The organism is Ruegeria sp. AM4 (assembly GCF_056540665.1).
The window spans coordinates 86,022-103,468 of the sequence record NZ_JBQFXD010000002.1 but is presented as its reverse complement, the minus strand read 5'-3'; the positions used below and the strand labels follow the sequence as shown (position 1 = coordinate 103,468).

Here is a 17,447-nt window from a genome sequence, read left to right as displayed (position 1 = left end):
GGTGTGGAGATGAGAAAGAAACCCGGTACCAACCAGAGCCACGGTGAGAAAGTTGTAAAAGATATCCGCCGCGCCACGCGCAAGCAATATTCAGCAGAAGAGAAGATCAGGATTGTGCTGTACGGCCTGAAAGGCGAGGACAGCATTGCAGAGCTGTGCCGCCGCGAAGGCATTGCGATTTGCGGTAGTATCTCTTGGCCATTCTTCACAATGTGGGTTGAAAGTGTTGGTAACTTTCACTGCAATCGCCGGCCTCGGCGTTTCGGTCTGGCACGCAGCCCCGGGCTTAAAAGAATTCAAATTTCTGCTTCCGAAAGAGCACCGGTCAATCTGCGACAGTATCGACGCATCATTCCGATGGGATATTCTGGGTCAGCCACCATTTGATCGATACTCACCTCTTCTTTGGCCGCCAAACGCGCGAAGGCATGTCTAGCATTTTCGTGGTCCGCCGAGAGTGCGTAGAGAGCTGTCAGGTAACGCAATGGCGGTCGGAATTCCGGGGCAAGGGCGGACGCGCTCTCACCAAACTTCAGGGCTTCTGGACCTTTACCCAGCATAGCAGCAGCAATCGAGAGCTGACAATCGGTCCAAAATTTCATCCGGGTACCGTCGGCAAGACGTTGGGCGATGGTCGCAAAATTATATCCGTCTTCGAGACTGCCACGGCAGAGCGCAGCACTAGAAGCTGCGTACCAACTCAATGGGTTCACGGGATTCGCCCTAACTGCTTGACGGGCCAATTCAGAGGCAGCAATGAAGTCTCTCTCTATATTAGCGCGGGTATTGGCAACGCATGCGAGAACATTTGAATTGTTGGGCTCGTTGGTCAAGGCAAGTCGGCAGGCCTCCTTGGCTCGCTCACGCAACTCCTGATCAATTTTCACAAAACGCTCGACATACTGGATCGTGAGGGCTTGGGCAATCCACCCCATATAGGCACCACGCGGTTCCAGTGAATAAGCAAGCTGCAACAACTCAATTGCGTTGGCCACGTCCGCTTTTTTGATGGAGAAAAGGTTACGAACCGCGATTTCGCCAAGTAAATTGGCGTCTTTGTCACCACCGATCCTGTTTGATGGAATCTTGGCGAGGTGCGCTCGTGCAACGGAATCGAGCACCTGATTGACCATACCGAGAAACCTGGGGTTTCTGGCCCAGGGATCGTCCGTTTCGAGCAAAGGACAATTGCCCGACCAGACTATTGCACGTGCGCGAATATCTTCGACAATTACCACAAGTTTGAGACCGCCGGGAATTCGATGGGCTTTTGCCGAGACGACAATGCAATTGCCGGTGATGTCCAACGTGCGGAATTTCCCGAACTTCACGAAACTCTGTTCGCTCACCGACTTCATAAGACTGTGCTGAAAAGCGTCTTCAAGTGCGAGGCAATCGCGCTGTTCGTCACTTTCGCAAATGAAAACCACAAGTCGGTCGTCAACGGGATTGTGTGCAGGAGAGGACGGATAGTTCACATGAAACTTCGCACGTTGCTCTTCTAGCCAGGCTTGGAAAGCACGGTCTCGAACGCGTAGTCCTTCCAAGAACTCCCCCTGTTCGGGGTCAGTTTCAGCGATCTCGATGCATTCAGAAGCAAAGGAAACCTTTTGGCGGTCTGCAAAAAGCGCATCGGAATCGGTGCTTAAAGCAGTCTTTAACTCAGAGATGCACTGCCTGAGGCTTGCGGATCGTTGTTCGCGACCGCGATCACTCCAGAGCATATCCTGCAACCAAGTGCGGCTTCTTGTAAGTCGCGGCGCCGTAGCAAGCAGCGCGACCAAGGCCTTCGCCTTCGCGCCTCGTAGATCGGCATAGGTGCCATCGCGCAATTTAATGGCCATCATTCCATTAAGCGAAATGGCTATTTTTCGCGACTCCATTGCTCCCACAATACCTCTACTAATCTAAGGGAGTATCTCTCATCTTTGATTGTCGATCAACCGAGGCGGTTTTCCGTGAAAAGACCGCAAAAAACTCTCCGGTCCCATTGACCAATTTGATTATGGATTGGCAATTTTCGGGATAAGGCACGCCGCGCGAGAAAGTTACTGCTCAATGTGCGAGCCGAATTGGAGGAAAAAATATGGCGATTATGGGAAGCGGAGCCGGCGGATCAGGTGCAGGCGGTAGCGGAGCCGGCGGATCAGGTGCAGGCGGTAGCGGTGCAGGCGGATCAGGTGCAGGCGGTAGCGGTGCAGGCGGCAGCGGTGCGGGAGGTTCGGGCGCAGGCGCCCATGCCGGCGGTCCCGGCACCCCACTTCTAAATATCGGGCTTACTGTCACCCATGACGCCGTGATCGGCTATTGGGCCGGCGATGTGGATCTGGTTCCAGCGGGTGCACCGAAGGGGTTTAGCGAAATGCGTTACCTAACGGCAGAGCGGCGCATGACGATGCTGACAGCCGAGTTGCTTTCGAGGTTCAACGTCGCCCCAGTACTCGCAACCGAAGGAGACATGACACCAACAGGAGGAGCGTTGCATTTCGACGGAAAACCTGTTTGCAAAATTGCAACACCTGACCGGGATACCGTGTTCAAGGAGCAGGTGATTTGGCTTCGAAACTATGCCGATCTCAGGGCTGATCGCATTCCCGAGATCAATACGCAAGCGGCTGACATTCTTTCATATATGGGTTCGGTTGCACGGCTTGACGCAGCGGGGCGCCAATCTACGCTCGAACTTCTGACTGTAGTTCAGAACATTGCCTATGCGCTCTCATTGCAGATGAAGCACTTCTGCTGGGCGCCGCGACCGATCGACTATTCGGCGCGCATTCATCCCGTTATTCAGACACCGGATCACTCGTCTTTCCCAAGCGGTCACGCGACGGTCAGTTTCGCGCTGGCGACCGTGTTGCATCGTTTGATGAACCCAGGAGTGAGTTTGCGAACTGGCATTCTCGGGGGCACCGAAAAAGACCCGGCTGTAATAATGCGCATCGCCCATCGTATCAGCGCGAACCGGACAGTGGCAGGCGTCCATTTCCCTGTCGACAGCGCAGCTGGGGCCCTTCTGGGGTGCGTAATTGGGGATGCCATTTCGGCTATATTGCAGAAAGTTACAAGTGAGACCGAAATAGACGCTTTCCAAGCGGATTTCGAAGCATCGGCAAACAGCGAACAATTTCCTCCGACGCAAGACTTTCTGCTCAGTTCATTCCCAATTCCGAATTGGGAAGCATTGACTCCACATAGAGTTTCCCATGCTGGCCCGCTGGCTGCAATTTATAGCCGTGTTCTTGATCAGGAGTGGGGCCGTGCCTAAGCTTGAATGGGACAAGGTCTGGAAACTGGTCGAAACAGACTACAAGACGCCCTATGCGGACTGGGACGGTTTCACTGGCGGTAGCCATGCTGCTATTCGCAATAACGATGATGGCGTAGTCCGGTTTAAACCGGAACCCGTATTGTTCGGTCGCAGCGAGCCGAAGGATTTTGACGCCGCTAGATCCCAGACTAAAATAATCATTGCCGAAGCTCTGGAACGTATACTCGCAAGAAATGCCCTTCCGCCATTGCCGAAAGAGGCGTTTATTGAGCCTGAAATTCATCACAATCACAGGAACGAGTACGGGGATTTTCCACAGGTGTTTGCTGACGCAGATGCCGATCCCGGCAAACTTCCCGATGCGCTGAAGGTCGACAGAGAAACCCGCCTTATCGGCGTAATAGATCTCGGTATTCCGCTCGGTCACCGCTGGACGCGGAAGGACGACGGAACTACCCGCATTCTTGCTGCTTGGCAGCAAGCCGCGGACCGTTCGGATCTGAAAGAGGCTGTGTTCGAGCCTGAGACCCCACCCGAAGTCGAAGGCCGCGCGAGGCAAAACTATCTTCCCTTCGGTCGGGAACTTCTGGCGCATGAGATAAACGACTTAATTCTTCAACACACGCCTTCTAGAGACATGCGAACGGGTTATCTCGATGAAGAGGCCTACAATCGCAACACATGGACAGAGGACTTTAAAAATATTTTCGGCAACCGGGAATTGGGCCGCCATGCGTCCCACGGAGCCCATACCTTGCATCTGGCGGGCGGTGCCGAGCCCTCATCGGAATTCGCAGACGCGACGCGGTTCTTGCTTGTGAACTTTCCCGAAAGATCGCTTGTTGGGCACTCTGCCGTCTTTCTTGAGTATTTCGCGCTTCTGGCGATTTGGCGGATCATTGCTTTGGCGGATAAGCTTTGGACGCTCAATTTCGGTAACACCGCTGCGAAGCGTGACAACTCCGAGAACGAGGGCTTTGAGCTAGTTATCAACCTGTCCTTCGGAAAGCAGGCAAGTTCACGCGACGGGCACGACCACATCGCACGTACGATCCGCAAGATCAACAAGGCGCGAGAAAACCTCGGCTTGCGTGCGGTCTATCTTACCATCCCGGCTGGCAACGAAAACCTTGAACAAGGGAATGCCCGCGTCCGGCTTAACGCCGGGGCCACCGAGACCTTCGAGTGGCGGATTCAACCCGATGATCAGTCGGCGAACTTCCTCGAGATATGGGCGCCTTGGAGAACCCCCGACCTTGGCGACCTGATGCCGCTACAGATCGAGGTTGTTTCGCCCGACGGCGTCACATCCAACTTGACCGCACCGGAATTCGATCGAGCGAGTCCGTTTTCATGGCGTAGTGTCGATCTCGTTGCCCGTATGCCGGGCGCAGGCGAGAGTGCGGCATCCGACGTGGTGGCGCGAATTTACGCCCAGGTGTTCGAAGACGAGGAGCGCAGGAATGTCGAGACCAAGGACCGGGCTGAGAGACGTCCCCGGAAGCGAATGCGCTATGTCGTCGCTATCAAGCAGACCCAGTTGTTCGAGAGCGGCCAGGCCGTGGCACCTGCCGGACCGTGGCGCGTTCGCGTGCGCAACACCACATCGGAACCGCTGGCAGTTTCTGCGAATGTTCAGACCGATCAGACGGCGCAGCCTGTAACCGCAGTGAACAAGCGCAGCTATCTAGAAAGACCGGAATACCGCCGCTTTGACGAAACAGGTCGGCGTGTTGACAGCTACGGTTACTCATTGGTGCCGACAGACTTGCCCGTCAACCAAGACAATTCGAACGTTGTGCGTCGTCATGGCACGATCAATGCAATTGGAATTTCCAGATATACCGCCACGATCGCGGCTCATCGCGGGACAGATGGCCGACCGGCAACCTATTCGGGGACCGGGATCATTCGCAGTCGCAGGGTCGAAGACGGCGACGTACCGGACCGTGAGAGCCCCTTCCGTGCAGGCTCGGTTCAGCCGACAGCGTCGCTGCCCGGCTCGGAAGGGGCCGCACACTTCGGGATCCTTTCCTCCGGCGCTCGGGACGGTTCGGCCGCTGCGTTCGCCGGAACAAGTTTCCCGTCTGCAATGGCGGCACGCGTGCTTGTCACACAACGGGTCGCAGGTGGTTTTCCAGACCCGGACCCCTTCATTCGGGAATTCGAGCAGCTGGCGGAGACTATGGAGGCCGAAACCCACTTCCCAGGACAGGCCTCACCCCTCAAGATTGGAAAGGGCCGCATGCCGAACCCTGTGAGACCAGATTCGGACCGCGCAGAAGCACAACTAGGTCGTTTCTTCCGCCGCGGGAAATTTTAGCAAGTGATTTCAGTACGAAACCGAGGGGCGCTCTGAGCGCCCCTCTTTTTTTTGCGGAACGGGCTGCTTCATTGACGGTTTTTTAACGCTGGGCACGACGCGCCGTACCGCTGCTCTTGGTACCTTCTGATCAAAGGCATTCATTTGAGAAGGTAACACAACATGTTTTTGCTTCCCGGGCACGGTACGACTGCGGTTTCGGCCAAAAAAGTGAAAAATGGATATAGCGGCCGGATTGCGTCCGATTTTGGGGCGTGCGGCTTCATGGACGAAGCCGAGATGCCCGCGGACCCGGAGCTTGGGAGCTTCGGGTATTTCTTCGGTAAAGCATCGAACGCCTCTAGGGAGGACGGCGTCGCAGGCACTTTGGACGAACTTGCCGACGCGATGGTTCGAGAGCCGGCAGACCTTGACGAGAACTCGGAGATCCCGCCGGTATTCACCTATTTCGGTCAATTCATTGACCACGACCTGACAGCAAACACCGACCGCGAGGGAAGTGTTTTTGTTATTGACGAGCCCGAGGTAACTCCACTGGCAAGAGACTTCATCTCGGACAACCTCAAAAACCTGCGCGCCAGCGCGCTCAATCTCGACAGCGTGCATGGTGGTGGACCTCTTCTGGGGCCATTTGCCCAGAAATTAGCTCAGGCGCTGCGGTTTCCGGATGATATGGCCAAGCTTTGGGTAGGGCAAGTGACGGCGACCGGGTTCGACGACATCCGACCACCACACGATCCCGCCCGCGATCTCTTGCGCTTGCACGATCTCCTACGGCGCGGGGTGGTCACGGAAGCCGAGCTCAACGGGTTGGGTCCGGATGTAAGAAAGCCTTTCTTCAATCCTGCGACCGACGAGGTCAACCTTCAGCGCGCGATCCTCGGTGACGGGCGCAACGACGAAAACCTCGCGGTGGCTCAGTTTCACCTGATATGGGTACGCTTGCACAACGTAATCGTGCAGCATGTGCGGGACAATCGCGTCGAGTTCCCAAATGCGCCGACCGATCATGACGGGCTGTTTGACTGGGCGCGGTTACGCACGAGCTGGGTCTACCAGTGGCTCGTGATCCACAGCTACTTGGCGACGATATGCAATGACGCGACCTTGCGAGACGTGGTCGCACAGAAGGCACCTGTCTACACAGCCTTTCTGGCTGATCACCCGGCCCCGGCACGCGCCGAACTCTTGCCGATGCCGCTTGAATTCTCGGCCGCCGCATTTCGGTTCGGCCATTCGATGGTTCGGAACAGCTACGATTGGAATCGTCAATTCGGCCGAACTGACACAGGTGCTCCGCTGCTTCCGGCCGCGCCGTTCGAACTTCTGTTCCAGTTTACCGGTAACGGAGACAAACCGATGGACGTCCCTGTGATTGGATCAACGATCTCGTTGCCGGATCATTGGCCGATCGAATGGGATCGTTTCGTATTCGGACCTACCGAAGACATGCCCGACCGTGCCGCACGCAAAATCGATACCAACCTGGCCATTCCTCTCGGGAATATGGTGAACGAAGAGGCAGGTGGTCACGGAGTTTTGCGCCATCTTGCGCGCCGCAACCTGCGTCGAGGCCATCGGCTGAACCTGCCGAGCGCCCAGGGCTGTCTAGCCGAGCTTGCGCGTGTCCATGGCGTGACGTTGCCGCAGCTTTCGAGAACGCAACTTGTCTCCGGACCGACCGGAGAGGCAGTAGAGAACGGTAACTTTGTCGATGCGACACCGCTCTGGTTTTACGTGCTCAAGGAGGCCGAAATCCTGGGCCACGGCGAGTGTCTCGGTCCTCTTGGCAGCCGAATCGTCGCTGAGACGATCGTCGGTCTGATCGCGAATGATCCCGACAGCTACTGGAACGCCGCGGCTGGCGGCGCGAGCTGGACACCAGGCTCGGAGTTCCAGCCTGGCGGAACCGACATCACCGACATGCCGAGCCTAATGCGTGCGGCAGGGGTGATGGACTGAACTCGGTGCCCACAGGCGCTAAAAAACCCAAGTTTCGAAAGGCACATTGAATGAAACTGCAATACCTCTGCGCAGCGGCGGCTGTGATCCTCGCGGGTTGTTCGACCCAGTCACCCGTCATTTCTCAGCGTGGCACGCCATCCGGGAAAGCGATCGACGGGGTTGTCTATTTCCTCCCGAAAGCCCTGATGCAAGTCAATTACGATCCGGCAGCAGAGGGAGGTGCCGTTCTTTCGGTCACACCGGTACTCTACGGCGACGTCAATGCCCGCTACGTCGCTCAGGCGCAGTTCTCGGGAACCGCGGATGACGTGATAACCCTGGGCGTAAATGACCGCCAGTTATTGAATATCGCCAAGGCAGACACCGACGACCGTTCGGACGAGATCGTTACGGCTATTGTCGATACCCTGCGCATCCAACCTTCGGCGAAAGCGCGCACGGATGACGAGAGTGACAACAAAAAACGCCAGTTCCTAGTCGACCCGTACCGGCTTGGGTCGCAGAATGGCGTGACGGTGCAGCCAATCGGCGCCCAGTTCCCGAGTGGGACAGGCCGCAAGAGTTGTCCCGAGAACTCGTCACTCTGTGTCCCTGTCATGGTGCCAGTCAAGGTCACCTACCAGTCGGCCTCGGTTCTCACTGTGGTACCACATCCCCAGGAGGTCATCGGAATCAACATGAAACGCAAGCCCTGCGTGAAGACCGAGAACGCGATGACCATCCAGAACGGCATTCTGACGCAATATCAGGTCAAGAAACCGAGTGAACTGGCAGGCTGTGCCTCCATTCCACTCAAAATAGTCGAAGCCATCATCGCAGCTCCCTTCGACGCCATCACGGGGCGGACGGCCAAGCTCACACAACAGAAAGCCGAGATTGATGCACAAGTGGCGCTTCTCGAAGCCCAAAAGAAGCTGGCGGAAGCGAATGCCGCGGCTGCCGAGTGACATGGCCAGCCCATCGCCTCTTCGACTGAAGGGGTACCGACCAAAGGAGATCACGCAATGGACGAGCATCCGAGACTGATAACATTGGTCGTTGGCGTCGCAATGAGTGCCCTTCTGGGGGCCAGTTCGGCGCATGCCTTCGACTTCGGTCACGAACCATATGGAAATGCGACTCTGATACCAGTCTTCGGTGGCACCGGCAGCGGTGGGGGTGGTGGATTCGGAGGCGGTAGCGGAGGACTTGGAGGTGGTAGTCTCGGAGGCGGAAGCGGCGGTGCTGGCGACCGCGGTGGGGTCGACAGTGGAACAACCACCCTGCCAACAACCCCGGTTCCTTCCGACGGCCTGGATACCATACGACAACCGGAGCCTACACTCGCTCCCGGTCTTCCTGTTGGGACCGACATAACGGTCGTTCCGAACTTCCCGTCCGACATGCCCGCGCCGATCGACGGCGTCGACTTGTTGCCTCCCATCCTGGATCCTCAAAACCCTCCCGAAGTGCCCGGTGTCACGGGATACTGCGGTGCCGCGGCGGTTTGCGGCGGCGACCCGACTCCGGGCATTCCCGGAAACTTACCAACGACACCAGGCGTTTCGCCAACCGCTGCGCCGCGGCTTGCAAGTATCATCACCGGTCAGGGATTTGCTGCAACAGTCGCGTTGCGCGGAACTAGCGGTGGGTTGTGTTCTGGCGTGGTGATTTCACAAAACGTCGTGCTGACGGCGGCCCATTGCTACTGCGACTCGAGCCCAAGCACTTTCTGGATCGGCAACGCACTTGTTGCTGATGCTGACTATCGCAGGGGCTTCAATGAGTACAGATTTCTCAAGGGCGACGTAACATTTTTCGATGCGTCCTATTGCGCGACAGGCTCTGGCGTGGACCTTGCGGCGGTCCACCCGCTTGACCCAACTGCCATACCAAATGCGCATTTCCAAGAGTTCGTTCCGACCTCAGCGATCGTGGAATTCGCGTCTTTCGTCGGCACGATCGTCGGTTTCGGGGCAAGTGATTTCAACAGCGTCGGTGGTATCAAACGCCATGCGACGATCAAGGTGCGGGCCTGCACTGAGGATGACGTTGCCGCCGGCGAAGGGTGCCTGCCCGGACAGGAATGGATTTCATTCAACGAAGCGGGAGTCGACACATGTAAAGGCGACAGCGGGGGCCCCCTCTATATGATCGCCTCGGACCATACGTACCGGCTTGTCGGCCTGACCTCGCGGCAGCGCCGTGGTGCGAGCGCCCCCTACTGCGGTGACGGTGGCATCTACACAAATCTAGCAACCGAACAGGTAATAAATTGGATCAACCTACTGAAAAAGGAGAACTAAAATGTTGAGACCTATCTTTCTTACAGCCCTCATGGCGGGCCTGGCAGCGACAGGTGCGCTGGCTGACAGCAAGGCTGGCCGTGCAAATGGTGCCGAACGTATTCTGAACGGTGAAGTAATCGACGGGGTGGTGCGGAAAGCCCAATGGATGATGTCGCTGCGCCTCGATGGCAGCCACTGGTGTGGGGCGTCCTTCGTCTCTCCAATCATGAACGACGGCAAAGTCGTCTCCTGGAATAACAACGCGACAGAGCCGAAATGGGCGATCACCGCAGCCCATTGCGTCACCGACCACAATGGAAACAGGTTAGCGGAGTCCCGCCTGAGTGTTTTCAGCGGCGCGCTGAATATTGAAAGCGGGTTTGCTGGCGGGGAAATCCAGCAGGTACTTAATTTCTTTCTGCCTGACGGGACCAACGGCGCGTTCGAGTATGATCCGTTCTCGCTCGAACATGACATCGCCATTCTACAACTCTCCGACCCAGGCACGGTTACGGACGTCGCTCGTGGTAGCATCCGACTTCCCACCGTTTCAGATTCGGCCTGGGTCTATGACCCTTATACCGCGCTCTATACGGCGGGATGGGGTCGCACCTCTGAAGGGGGCGTTGCCTCGCCGGACCTACTGGAAGTTCGCGTGCCCCTCGTAGATCGCAGTACCTGCGAAGCCTCCTATGAACCGTTCAACGACGAGATCACCCAGGGCATGATCTGTGCCGGCTACCGTTCGGGAGAGTTCGACTCATGCCAAGGCGACAGCGGCGGGCCACTCTTTCACCGACCGACATCACTGGCACAACTGACCACCGAGCCAGTTCTGGTTGGCATCGTCAGCTGGGGACGGGGATGCGGTGGTGCCAACCTCTTTGGAATCTACACCAGTGTAGCATACTACATCGATTGGATTGGCGATGTGATCGAGAAGAACTCGTAGTTTATTCCTTCATTGGCGATCGGACGATTGTGGCATTCTCACAATCATTCCCGCGTCGTTTGAGCCGCCGCCAAACAGACTTTATCTGAATTTGGCAACATATTGGATGTCGTTGCGGCTGAATTTTGGCAGCCTACTGGCTCCTCGATCGATGTGTGTTGCAAATTTGCATCCTACGCCGTTCATCAAGATTCTTGATAGGTGACGAGGTGCACAAAACGGTCCTTTGGGTATCGAGACTCAATGACGGCAATGTCAGCTTGTGCGAACCTCTTTCAGTCTCTGATTTTGTATCCGCAGCCAACGGCAGGTTCGGGTCGCTGGCAATTTATGACCGTCTCGCCGAATGCAGGAGTAAATGCAGCTTTCATAAACGCTGCTGCTTGCCTATTCGGCGGCGATACCTTGTATACGACCTTCCAGCACCGACGCCTGCGCAGCAGAATAAGCGTCGGCGCTGTTGGCCAAAAGCCAACCTTGAACCTGGGCAGGGCTGTGTTTTTGATCTCCTAACCGTTGTTCGAACACCCGGGCCAGGTCGCGTTCACCGGGGAAAAAGCGCTCAAACATTCGGCGGGCTGTTGCAGCATCCACCAATCCAAGCTTGGTATGCACATCGGCGCGGCCCGGACGGATCAGGGCCGGGTCCAGCTTTTCCTTGTGGTTTGTGGTCATGACCAGCGCCCGCCCTTCCTGCGCGGCCACGCCGTCGATGGCATTGAGCAAACCCGAAAAGCTGACGCCCGAGCGTTTCTCGCCACCTTCGCGCTGTGTAAACACAGCGTCCACATCCTCAATTGAGATCAGCGACCCCTTGGGGGCACACATCATCGCTTCGCGCAGATCATCATCTGTCAACGTCGCACGCCCGATATCCAGCGACGCGATATCCAATGACAGGTCTGACGCCAGCGCACGAATGAGGCTCGACTTGCCCGTGCCAGGAGGGCCGTAAAACAGATACCCCCGCCGCCAGGGAACACCACGTTCCGCGTACCAGTTGCTGGCTCCATAGAACCAACGCATGTCCTTCAGCACTTTCTCGATGCGATCGTCATCCACCAGTACCGTATTGACGGAACGGCGCGGGACATCGCCGACATGATCCCACCAATCCCCTTTCAGAATATGGAGGCCAGGGCCGATGCGATCCCTGGTTCGGGAAAGCGTACGTCCCTCAGCGATCCAGCCCAGTATCGTCTCGACTTTACCAAACAGGACGGTGACATTCAGCACCTCCATGGGTCGCTGGTTGTGAGCGGCCCCAACCTTTGACTTTTCATTGATATCGCGCTCCAGACGGCAGATTTTTCCTCGCCAGAAGAACCAATGCCGCCCGGGAGCCGGTGCATAGCCCTTTGTTCCTCGAGCCCATTTCCCATCCGTCATGCGCACATGGCGCGAATGGGACAGAACATTGTTCTGCTCCATCCAGATACAGAAATGACGATAGGCCGCGCTCCGGTTATCGAGCGTCAGGCTGACCCAGACGCGCCGAATAATCACACGGTACATGGCTACGAACGCGATGCGCAGAAAGGCTGCCGCGACCCCGAATGCCCCGAGCGCTAAGCCGCCCGCGAAAAAATCGCTGGTCAGGGCGCTGGTCAGGAATTGATCGAATGCTTCCATCTTAGCCCCCTTTCACTTCGCGAAAGTCGTGACCTTTGAAACACCGTACCGGATTGCCGCGTTCGAGCGCATAGTGCAGCTCGTTGCGGCTCGCCTTTTGTGCGGCTTCATCCGCTGCGGCTTGGGCGGCCATCAGATGCTGCAGGCGTTCCAACGCCAGCGCCTTATTGCGGTGTTGTGAGCGCTCCTCACGTGCCACCGCCGAAAGCCCCGTTGGCCTGTGCGTCGCCCGCACTGCGCTATCGGTCGTGTTCTGGTGCTGCCCACCAGGGCCGCCCGCCCGGAAGGTTGCAAAAGTGACGTCGCTCGCTTGAATGCGTTCAGGTGATTGCACCGGTGCAGGCAGGTCGAACACCCCAATGAACCAATTGGCCCGTTTATGCGTCGGACGCAGATTGCTTTGCGCCCGCCACTGGATCGTACCGCGCCAATTCTTGGCGAAGGCCTCCGCATCGGCACCGCTTACCAGAACCACTACGGACTTATAGCCATGTTTTGTACGCACCCCATTGGTGTCGAAGTCCACGGCGAGGAGCTCGACCTCTTCGCGCATTGCCTCCAGCACGCCTGCAACGGCTTGCTGGCATTCGGCAGGACCGCTGCCACTGGTGACCAAGAGTGAGATATGTCGGGATGCAGTCATGACGGCCTCCCGTCACGCGTTTTCTTGAAAGTCAGGAGCGGATGGAACTCCGCCACAGAACGCGCAGCACCTGTTCGCTCCAGGTCTTCGGCGACGGACTTGGCCGATTTGTACGCCAAAGGCGCCTCTTCAATCAGAAGGTCGCGATCTTCGCACAGAATTCGGCCGCCTAAGGGAGTGCGTTGCATGGCCTCGATGTCAGATTTTTTGGCCCGTACTCGACCATGCATCGAGGATCGGTCATAGCGTCGCCCGGCACCATGAGCGAGGCTGCTTAGTGAGTCGTCATGACCGTTCGGAGCCATCAGATAGCTTGCACTAGCCCGCGATCCGGCAAGCGGAACAAATCCCTGCTCGGCGACTGCCGCGCCCTTGCGGTGCAGCCAGCCATCGCCATGCCGCGCAAGTAAATTATGCGGGGCATCAACCAACAGCATCAGATCTGCCCGCAGCGCCTCCGCCGCGCGTTCAGCGATGATATGGCGGTTCAGGCTGGCCCAGCGAACGGCCCGGTCATGATCCCGCAAGTAAGCCAACGCGGTGTCATTTTCGGGATCAAGGCCCGCGAAGGTACCATCCGGTACCGAACCAAGAACCGCATTGCCAAATCCGCGCGATCCGGAATGAACCAGCAGATACAGGCGTGATGTATCGAGGCGGATGCAGTCATCCGCCTCGGCCAAAGTTTGCACTTCGCAGAAATGATTGCCGCCACCAACCGTACCGAGCGATGTGGCAAACAGATCGGTTGGCAGGCCAGCATCTTCCAGTCGCCAGCGCGGATCTTCAGATGCAGGTTCTCCAAGAACACGCATCCGGCGTAGCGCTTTCTCCAGCTTCAGTTTTCGCACAGGCAGATCAAGCTGGAACAGAGACATGCCACAACCGATATCATTACCGATCAGTTGCGGAAAAATACGGTCCGCCAGAACGGCACATCCAACCGGCCCGTATTTGCCCGGATGCAAATCGGGAAAGGCCGCGATTTTTTGCACGCCGATCCAGCCGGCGATTTCTTCGAGTTGCGCTTCGGCCCGTCCTTCGATCCAGGCCGCAGATGTATAGAATTTCGTGATGATGCCGTCGCCGGACACGGCTGACGCGCGACCATCCAAGACAGAATTGCCCATGAGATAGTACCCAATAAACGTATATAGATGCGCCAGCTACGAGCCGGCGAACTGGATCAAACCTGATCTGATTTCAGTTTAGGTATTGATCAGCCCTGAAAGGGCGAAATGACGAATAAGCATGTATGTCCCTTTCCTTGTTTTGGGGTTACGATTTGGGTCCAATGGACCAATTGGAGGTCGTCGGATAAGTGGGATTGCAGATTCCCTCAACAGTTTTGAACTTGCCGACTGCAAGTCGTGTCCAAACAGCAACGCAACTGTGGCTCTATGGTTACCACCAAGCTTCTCTGCGAAGCATGTACAATTGATACGTTTGGCGATCGAACGGGTCAAACTGCCATCAAACACGAAGGATCAAATGCTGTTCTCTCTCCTGGATAACCTCTTTGGTTGGAAACAAAGCGCATCGATCCATGATCGCCTTTTCCCACCCAGCAAAATTGCTCATGGCTGTGCCCACATATCCAAGTGTGGACTTTAAGCTTTCGCACTTCATCCCACAAATCACTTGCAAAACCGTTGCTCAGCAAACGCTCCGGGTTGCTTTGGTGGGTGCGCCAAGGCGTGAGTAGCTCCCGTACTGGCAAATGATGTGTCATTATAACCGTTGGGCCAGAATGAGGCCGGTGCAGCGCTTCAAACAGCGCAACTTTGTCGGTTCTATGACGTTCCAGCATGTCCTCAACTGTGAACCTTGTATCAGGCGCGGTTCGTATTTCTCGATAGTCCTGAAGGTGTGCAGACAGCATCATCTGCGTTTGCGTGTCCGATCCTAGAAACAGTCGGAGATCAGTCCAAAGCGTTGCTCCGATGATACGAACACCAGCAATTTCCGTTGCCGCACCATGTAGGACCCGAATATCGAGGCCTTCTGCGCACAGCTTAGCAAGCTGTCGCTCTTCGTCGGCCAGTAGTTCCGACCAGATTGACCCATAAGGTTCATGATTCCCCCAAATGGTCACAACCGGGCACCCGTATTTGCGCGCGGCCCGAGCGGGGATATCCAAGTGGCGACCCATCGTGTTGGTATCGCCTGCGATCAACACTCCGTCTATCGGAGAGGCCAGGTCGGGTAGCTCAAAACCTTCCCAGAACTCGTCATGCAAATCGCTCCATGCCAAGAATTGCGCCACATTTTTGCTCCGAACTTACCAGACTGTTTCGTAGTAGTTGATGAACCGAACTAGATTAGGGAAGACCTTGGCTCGACATCAGACCAGTGTTTATTGACAGGCAACGACTTCGCCCGTTGTGCAATTTGCCGAAATGAAACCGGCGTGAAGTTCCACACATCGACGCCAACATTGACAGCGTTCCTGGATCCATTCCAGTTGTTATGAACATGACCAAAAAGATGAAGCGCTTGGCGCCTTGCATGGTTCCAAGTCATCATTGGATAGTGGCAAAGTGTATGAGCCTGGTTTTGAGGCCCGTCTTTGACCTCGACCAAATAATGTATGCTGTCCCACGGTAGTTCTAAAGTAGGACTGAGGTCATGGTTCCCAACAACCAGGTGCTTTTTCGCGCCGGGCAGCTGGCTGAAAACACCCGCCAAATATGGTGCCTCTTTCGCTTTTGGACCAAATGCAAAATCACCAATTATCCATAGTTCATCATCCGGCTTCACGACCTTCCACATGTTTTCAATGAGGACGGCATCCATTTCGGCTACCGACCGGAATGGACGATCACAATGAGCGATTACATTCTCATGCGAGAAATGCGTATCAGCAGTGTACCAATTGGCCATTTTCCGGCTCCCGGATTTCACTTCAATGTTGTCGATTGACTTGGGATAGTGGTTCTCAATCGCGCAATGAAAGCCACAGATCAACTAAAAGCGAAAATCTTGCGTAACATATTGATTCTACTATTAACTTAAGGACTTTTTGAGGTATTATAGTACCCAAAAAAGCCAATTTATGGCTATAAGAGGGATTGCAATGAAACACACGGCGATTCAAGATACGACCATGTCGTATAGGAAAGTGGACTCCGCTTAATGCAATGTGAGATGAGCGCGGCTGAGATAAAATTTCGCCTGGCAACTGAGGCGGGCCTCACCATTGCGCAATTCGCCGCGACGATAAACCGGCACCCGTCCACAGTGAGTATGGTAATCCATCGCAGACGAACCAGCGCTCCAATCATGGCAAAGATCGCGGAGACGTTGGAAGCCGCGCGTGCCACTTCAAAACACCTTTCAATCGATCAGGAGAACGCCGCATGAACTAGCAATCAACCAGCTTCAGCGAGAGGTATGTGCTGAATAAGCAAAGGCCCGGATGCTTTCGCAATCCAGACCCCGCTTGATACACCTTATTCATCCCACCTCACAATTTGAAAGTCAACAGACTCGCGCAAGCGGCTGATCACTTGCGCTCAAAAATCCGACGCAATCGTGTTCGGAAACAGGGATGCTTTGCTATGAATATGCTACTCGATCACGCGGTGATGGAGATCGCATCGACTCCACCTATCGATTTGTCAGGGTTGCCGGGGGCGTTCCAGCGCGCCTTTGGGCCTACAGAGCAATTTCCAGATGATTTTGGCCCTATTGAAATGCTGGACGTTACACCGCTCCCGTATCGTGGCAACCGTCCAATCAATGTACGATCTCGTGGATCATGCCGGATCCTTGCGATCCTTTTGGATCTGGAAACAGGACTGCCAAGACGATACGGCTTGGATAGCCAGCTTGAGTATCATCACCTCGCACTGACACTTGTTAATCCGTCGGTCGTGCAGGTTCGTGAGCAGGTTGGCCCATTGCCTTTCACAGACGAAACTGGAAAGGCTGCTAAGCACTTCATTGATCTATTGATCCAAAATCGGGACGGCCGTCGTATTGCCGTTGCCGTTAAACCAACGGAACGGCTAGCATCTGGTCGTTTCATTAGGGAGCTTGAGTGCCTCAGAGAAAGCATCGTTCCCAGGATTGCAGATGAACTTCGTCTTGTTACGGAACACTGCATTTCACGCGTCCAAGCCTTCAACGCGATCATGTATCAGCGTTTTGCCCTCTGCCCCGATCATGACGTCGATGCACGATTGGCCGAAGTTTTGGAAAGCGTCCATGGAGAAATCTCGATTTGTGACCTGACGCGCCTATGCCGTGCAGGAGGTCGCGGGTTTCGGTGCATAGTCCGAGGCATGTATGAAGGAGTGCTAGCGAAGGTCAGCCCCGGTCGCATCAACTTCTTCACGATGGTGAGGGCAGCTTGATGACCCAAAAACTCCATTTCAACACCGTCGACCTCT

Annotated in this window: 13 protein-coding genes and 1 pseudogene; 8 read left to right on the top strand and 6 right to left on the bottom strand. The window is 55.9% G+C overall.

Features of this window, described 5'->3' with window-relative positions; genetic code table 11:
* Nucleotides 1–9: 9 nt before the first annotated feature.
* Nucleotides 10–198, top strand: a pseudogene (locus tag ACR0JA_RS06020) (transposase); the annotation flags it as partial.
* A gap of 98 nt (nucleotides 199–296) precedes the next feature.
* On the opposite strand, the gene ACR0JA_RS06015 reads toward ACR0JA_RS06020, so the two are convergent.
* Nucleotides 297–1,883 (bottom strand): AfsR/SARP family transcriptional regulator, encoded by a 1,587-nt coding sequence (locus ACR0JA_RS06015; protein ID WP_480571420.1) that lies wholly within the window; start codon nucleotides 1,881–1,883, stop codon nucleotides 297–299.
* Between the two features lie 203 nt (nucleotides 1,884–2,086).
* Here ACR0JA_RS06015 and ACR0JA_RS06010 point away from each other — a divergent pair, with 203 nt between their 5' ends.
* The 6 genes from ACR0JA_RS06010 to ACR0JA_RS05985 all read left to right on the top strand — a co-directional run bounded on the left by ACR0JA_RS06010 (nucleotide 2,087) and on the right by ACR0JA_RS05985 (nucleotide 10,778).
* Nucleotides 2,087–3,268 (top strand): phosphatase PAP2 family protein, encoded by a 1,182-nt coding sequence (locus ACR0JA_RS06010; RefSeq protein ID WP_480571417.1) that lies wholly within the window; start codon nucleotides 2,087–2,089, stop codon nucleotides 3,266–3,268.
* Nucleotides 3,207–5,594 carry a S8/S53 family peptidase gene (locus tag ACR0JA_RS06005; RefSeq protein ID WP_480571415.1) on the top strand — a complete coding sequence of 796 codons (2,388 nt, stop codon included), beginning with the start codon at nucleotides 3,207–3,209 and terminating at the stop codon, nucleotides 5,592–5,594. Before ACR0JA_RS06010 ends, ACR0JA_RS06005 begins: the two co-directional genes overlap by 62 nt.
* A 162-nt stretch (nucleotides 5,595–5,756) precedes the next feature.
* Nucleotides 5,757–7,556 carry a peroxidase family protein gene (locus ACR0JA_RS06000; RefSeq protein WP_480571412.1) on the top strand — a complete coding sequence of 600 codons (1,800 nt, stop codon included), beginning with the start codon at nucleotides 5,757–5,759 and terminating at the stop codon, nucleotides 7,554–7,556.
* Between the two features lie 50 nt (nucleotides 7,557–7,606).
* A complete protein-coding gene (locus tag ACR0JA_RS05995) occupies nucleotides 7,607–8,506 on the top strand; it encodes a hypothetical protein (RefSeq protein ID WP_480571409.1) in 900 nt (299 codons plus the stop codon).
* A 57-nt stretch (nucleotides 8,507–8,563) separates the two neighbouring features.
* Nucleotides 8,564–9,844, top strand: coding sequence for a trypsin-like serine protease (locus ACR0JA_RS05990; RefSeq protein ID WP_480571406.1), 1,281 nt, complete (start codon nucleotides 8,564–8,566; stop codon nucleotides 9,842–9,844).
* A 1-nt stretch (nucleotide 9,845) separates the two neighbouring features.
* Entirely contained in the window at nucleotides 9,846–10,778 is a 933-nt protein-coding gene (locus ACR0JA_RS05985; RefSeq protein WP_480571404.1) for a serine protease, read from the top strand.
* 387 nt (nucleotides 10,779–11,165) lie between these two features.
* On the opposite strand, the gene ACR0JA_RS05980 is transcribed toward ACR0JA_RS05985, so the two are convergent.
* From ACR0JA_RS05980 to ACR0JA_RS05960, 5 genes are all read right to left on the bottom strand, one after another.
* Nucleotides 11,166–12,410: an AAA family ATPase gene (locus tag ACR0JA_RS05980; protein ID WP_480571402.1), complete on the bottom strand. Its 1,245-nt coding sequence runs from the start codon at nucleotides 12,408–12,410 to the stop codon at nucleotides 11,166–11,168.
* Nucleotide 12,411: 1 nt separating this feature from the next.
* Complete coding sequence (prfH, locus tag ACR0JA_RS05975; RefSeq protein WP_480571399.1) at nucleotides 12,412–13,053, bottom strand: peptide chain release factor H; 642 nt, start codon at nucleotides 13,051–13,053, stop codon at nucleotides 12,412–12,414.
* Nucleotides 13,050–14,183, bottom strand: a complete 1,134-nt coding sequence (locus tag ACR0JA_RS05970; RefSeq protein ID WP_480571396.1) for an RNA ligase RtcB family protein — start codon at nucleotides 14,181–14,183, stop codon at nucleotides 13,050–13,052. Before ACR0JA_RS05970 ends, prfH begins: the two co-directional genes overlap by 4 nt.
* Nucleotides 14,184–14,515: 332 nt before the next feature.
* On the bottom strand, nucleotides 14,516–15,319 hold the full coding sequence (locus tag ACR0JA_RS05965; protein WP_480571393.1) for a metallophosphoesterase: 804 nt from the start codon (nucleotides 15,317–15,319) through the stop codon (nucleotides 14,516–14,518).
* A gap of 50 nt (nucleotides 15,320–15,369) precedes the next feature.
* Complete coding sequence (locus ACR0JA_RS05960; RefSeq protein ID WP_480571390.1) at nucleotides 15,370–15,936, bottom strand: metallophosphoesterase; 567 nt, start codon at nucleotides 15,934–15,936, stop codon at nucleotides 15,370–15,372.
* Nucleotides 15,937–16,613: 677 nt separating this feature from the next.
* Between ACR0JA_RS05960 and ACR0JA_RS05955 the strand changes: the two genes are divergently transcribed.
* Nucleotides 16,614–17,411 (top strand): PDDEXK family nuclease, encoded by a 798-nt coding sequence (locus ACR0JA_RS05955; protein WP_480571387.1) that lies wholly within the window; start codon nucleotides 16,614–16,616, stop codon nucleotides 17,409–17,411.
* The last annotated feature ends 36 nt before the right edge of the window (nucleotides 17,412–17,447 follow it).

What these genes read in the sequence shown, in the direction of transcription:
- ACR0JA_RS06015 (WP_480571420.1), bottom strand. Translation starts at nt 1,883, where the DNA reads ATGGAGTCGCGAAAAATAGCCATTTCGCTTAATGGAATGATGGCCATT.
- ACR0JA_RS06010 (WP_480571417.1), top strand. Translation starts at nt 2,087, where the DNA reads ATGGCGATTATGGGAAGCGGAGCCGGCGGATCAGGTGCAGGCGGTAGC.
- ACR0JA_RS06005 (WP_480571415.1), top strand. Translation starts at nt 3,207, where the DNA reads ATGCTGGCCCGCTGGCTGCAATTTATAGCCGTGTTCTTGATCAGGAGT.
- ACR0JA_RS06000 (WP_480571412.1), top strand. Translation starts at nt 5,757, where the DNA reads ATGTTTTTGCTTCCCGGGCACGGTACGACTGCGGTTTCGGCCAAAAAA.
- ACR0JA_RS05995 (WP_480571409.1), top strand. Translation starts at nt 7,607, where the DNA reads ATGAAACTGCAATACCTCTGCGCAGCGGCGGCTGTGATCCTCGCGGGT.
- ACR0JA_RS05990 (WP_480571406.1), top strand. Translation starts at nt 8,564, where the DNA reads ATGGACGAGCATCCGAGACTGATAACATTGGTCGTTGGCGTCGCAATG.
- ACR0JA_RS05985 (WP_480571404.1), top strand. Translation starts at nt 9,846, where the DNA reads ATGTTGAGACCTATCTTTCTTACAGCCCTCATGGCGGGCCTGGCAGCG.
- ACR0JA_RS05980 (WP_480571402.1), bottom strand. Translation starts at nt 12,410, where the DNA reads ATGGAAGCATTCGATCAATTCCTGACCAGCGCCCTGACCAGCGATTTT.
- prfH (WP_480571399.1), bottom strand. Translation starts at nt 13,053, where the DNA reads ATGACTGCATCCCGACATATCTCACTCTTGGTCACCAGTGGCAGCGGT.
- ACR0JA_RS05970 (WP_480571396.1), bottom strand. Translation starts at nt 14,183, where the DNA reads ATGGGCAATTCTGTCTTGGATGGTCGCGCGTCAGCCGTGTCCGGCGAC.
- ACR0JA_RS05960 (WP_480571390.1), bottom strand. Translation starts at nt 15,936, where the DNA reads ATGGCCAATTGGTACACTGCTGATACGCATTTCTCGCATGAGAATGTA.
- ACR0JA_RS05955 (WP_480571387.1), top strand. Translation starts at nt 16,614, where the DNA reads ATGAATATGCTACTCGATCACGCGGTGATGGAGATCGCATCGACTCCA.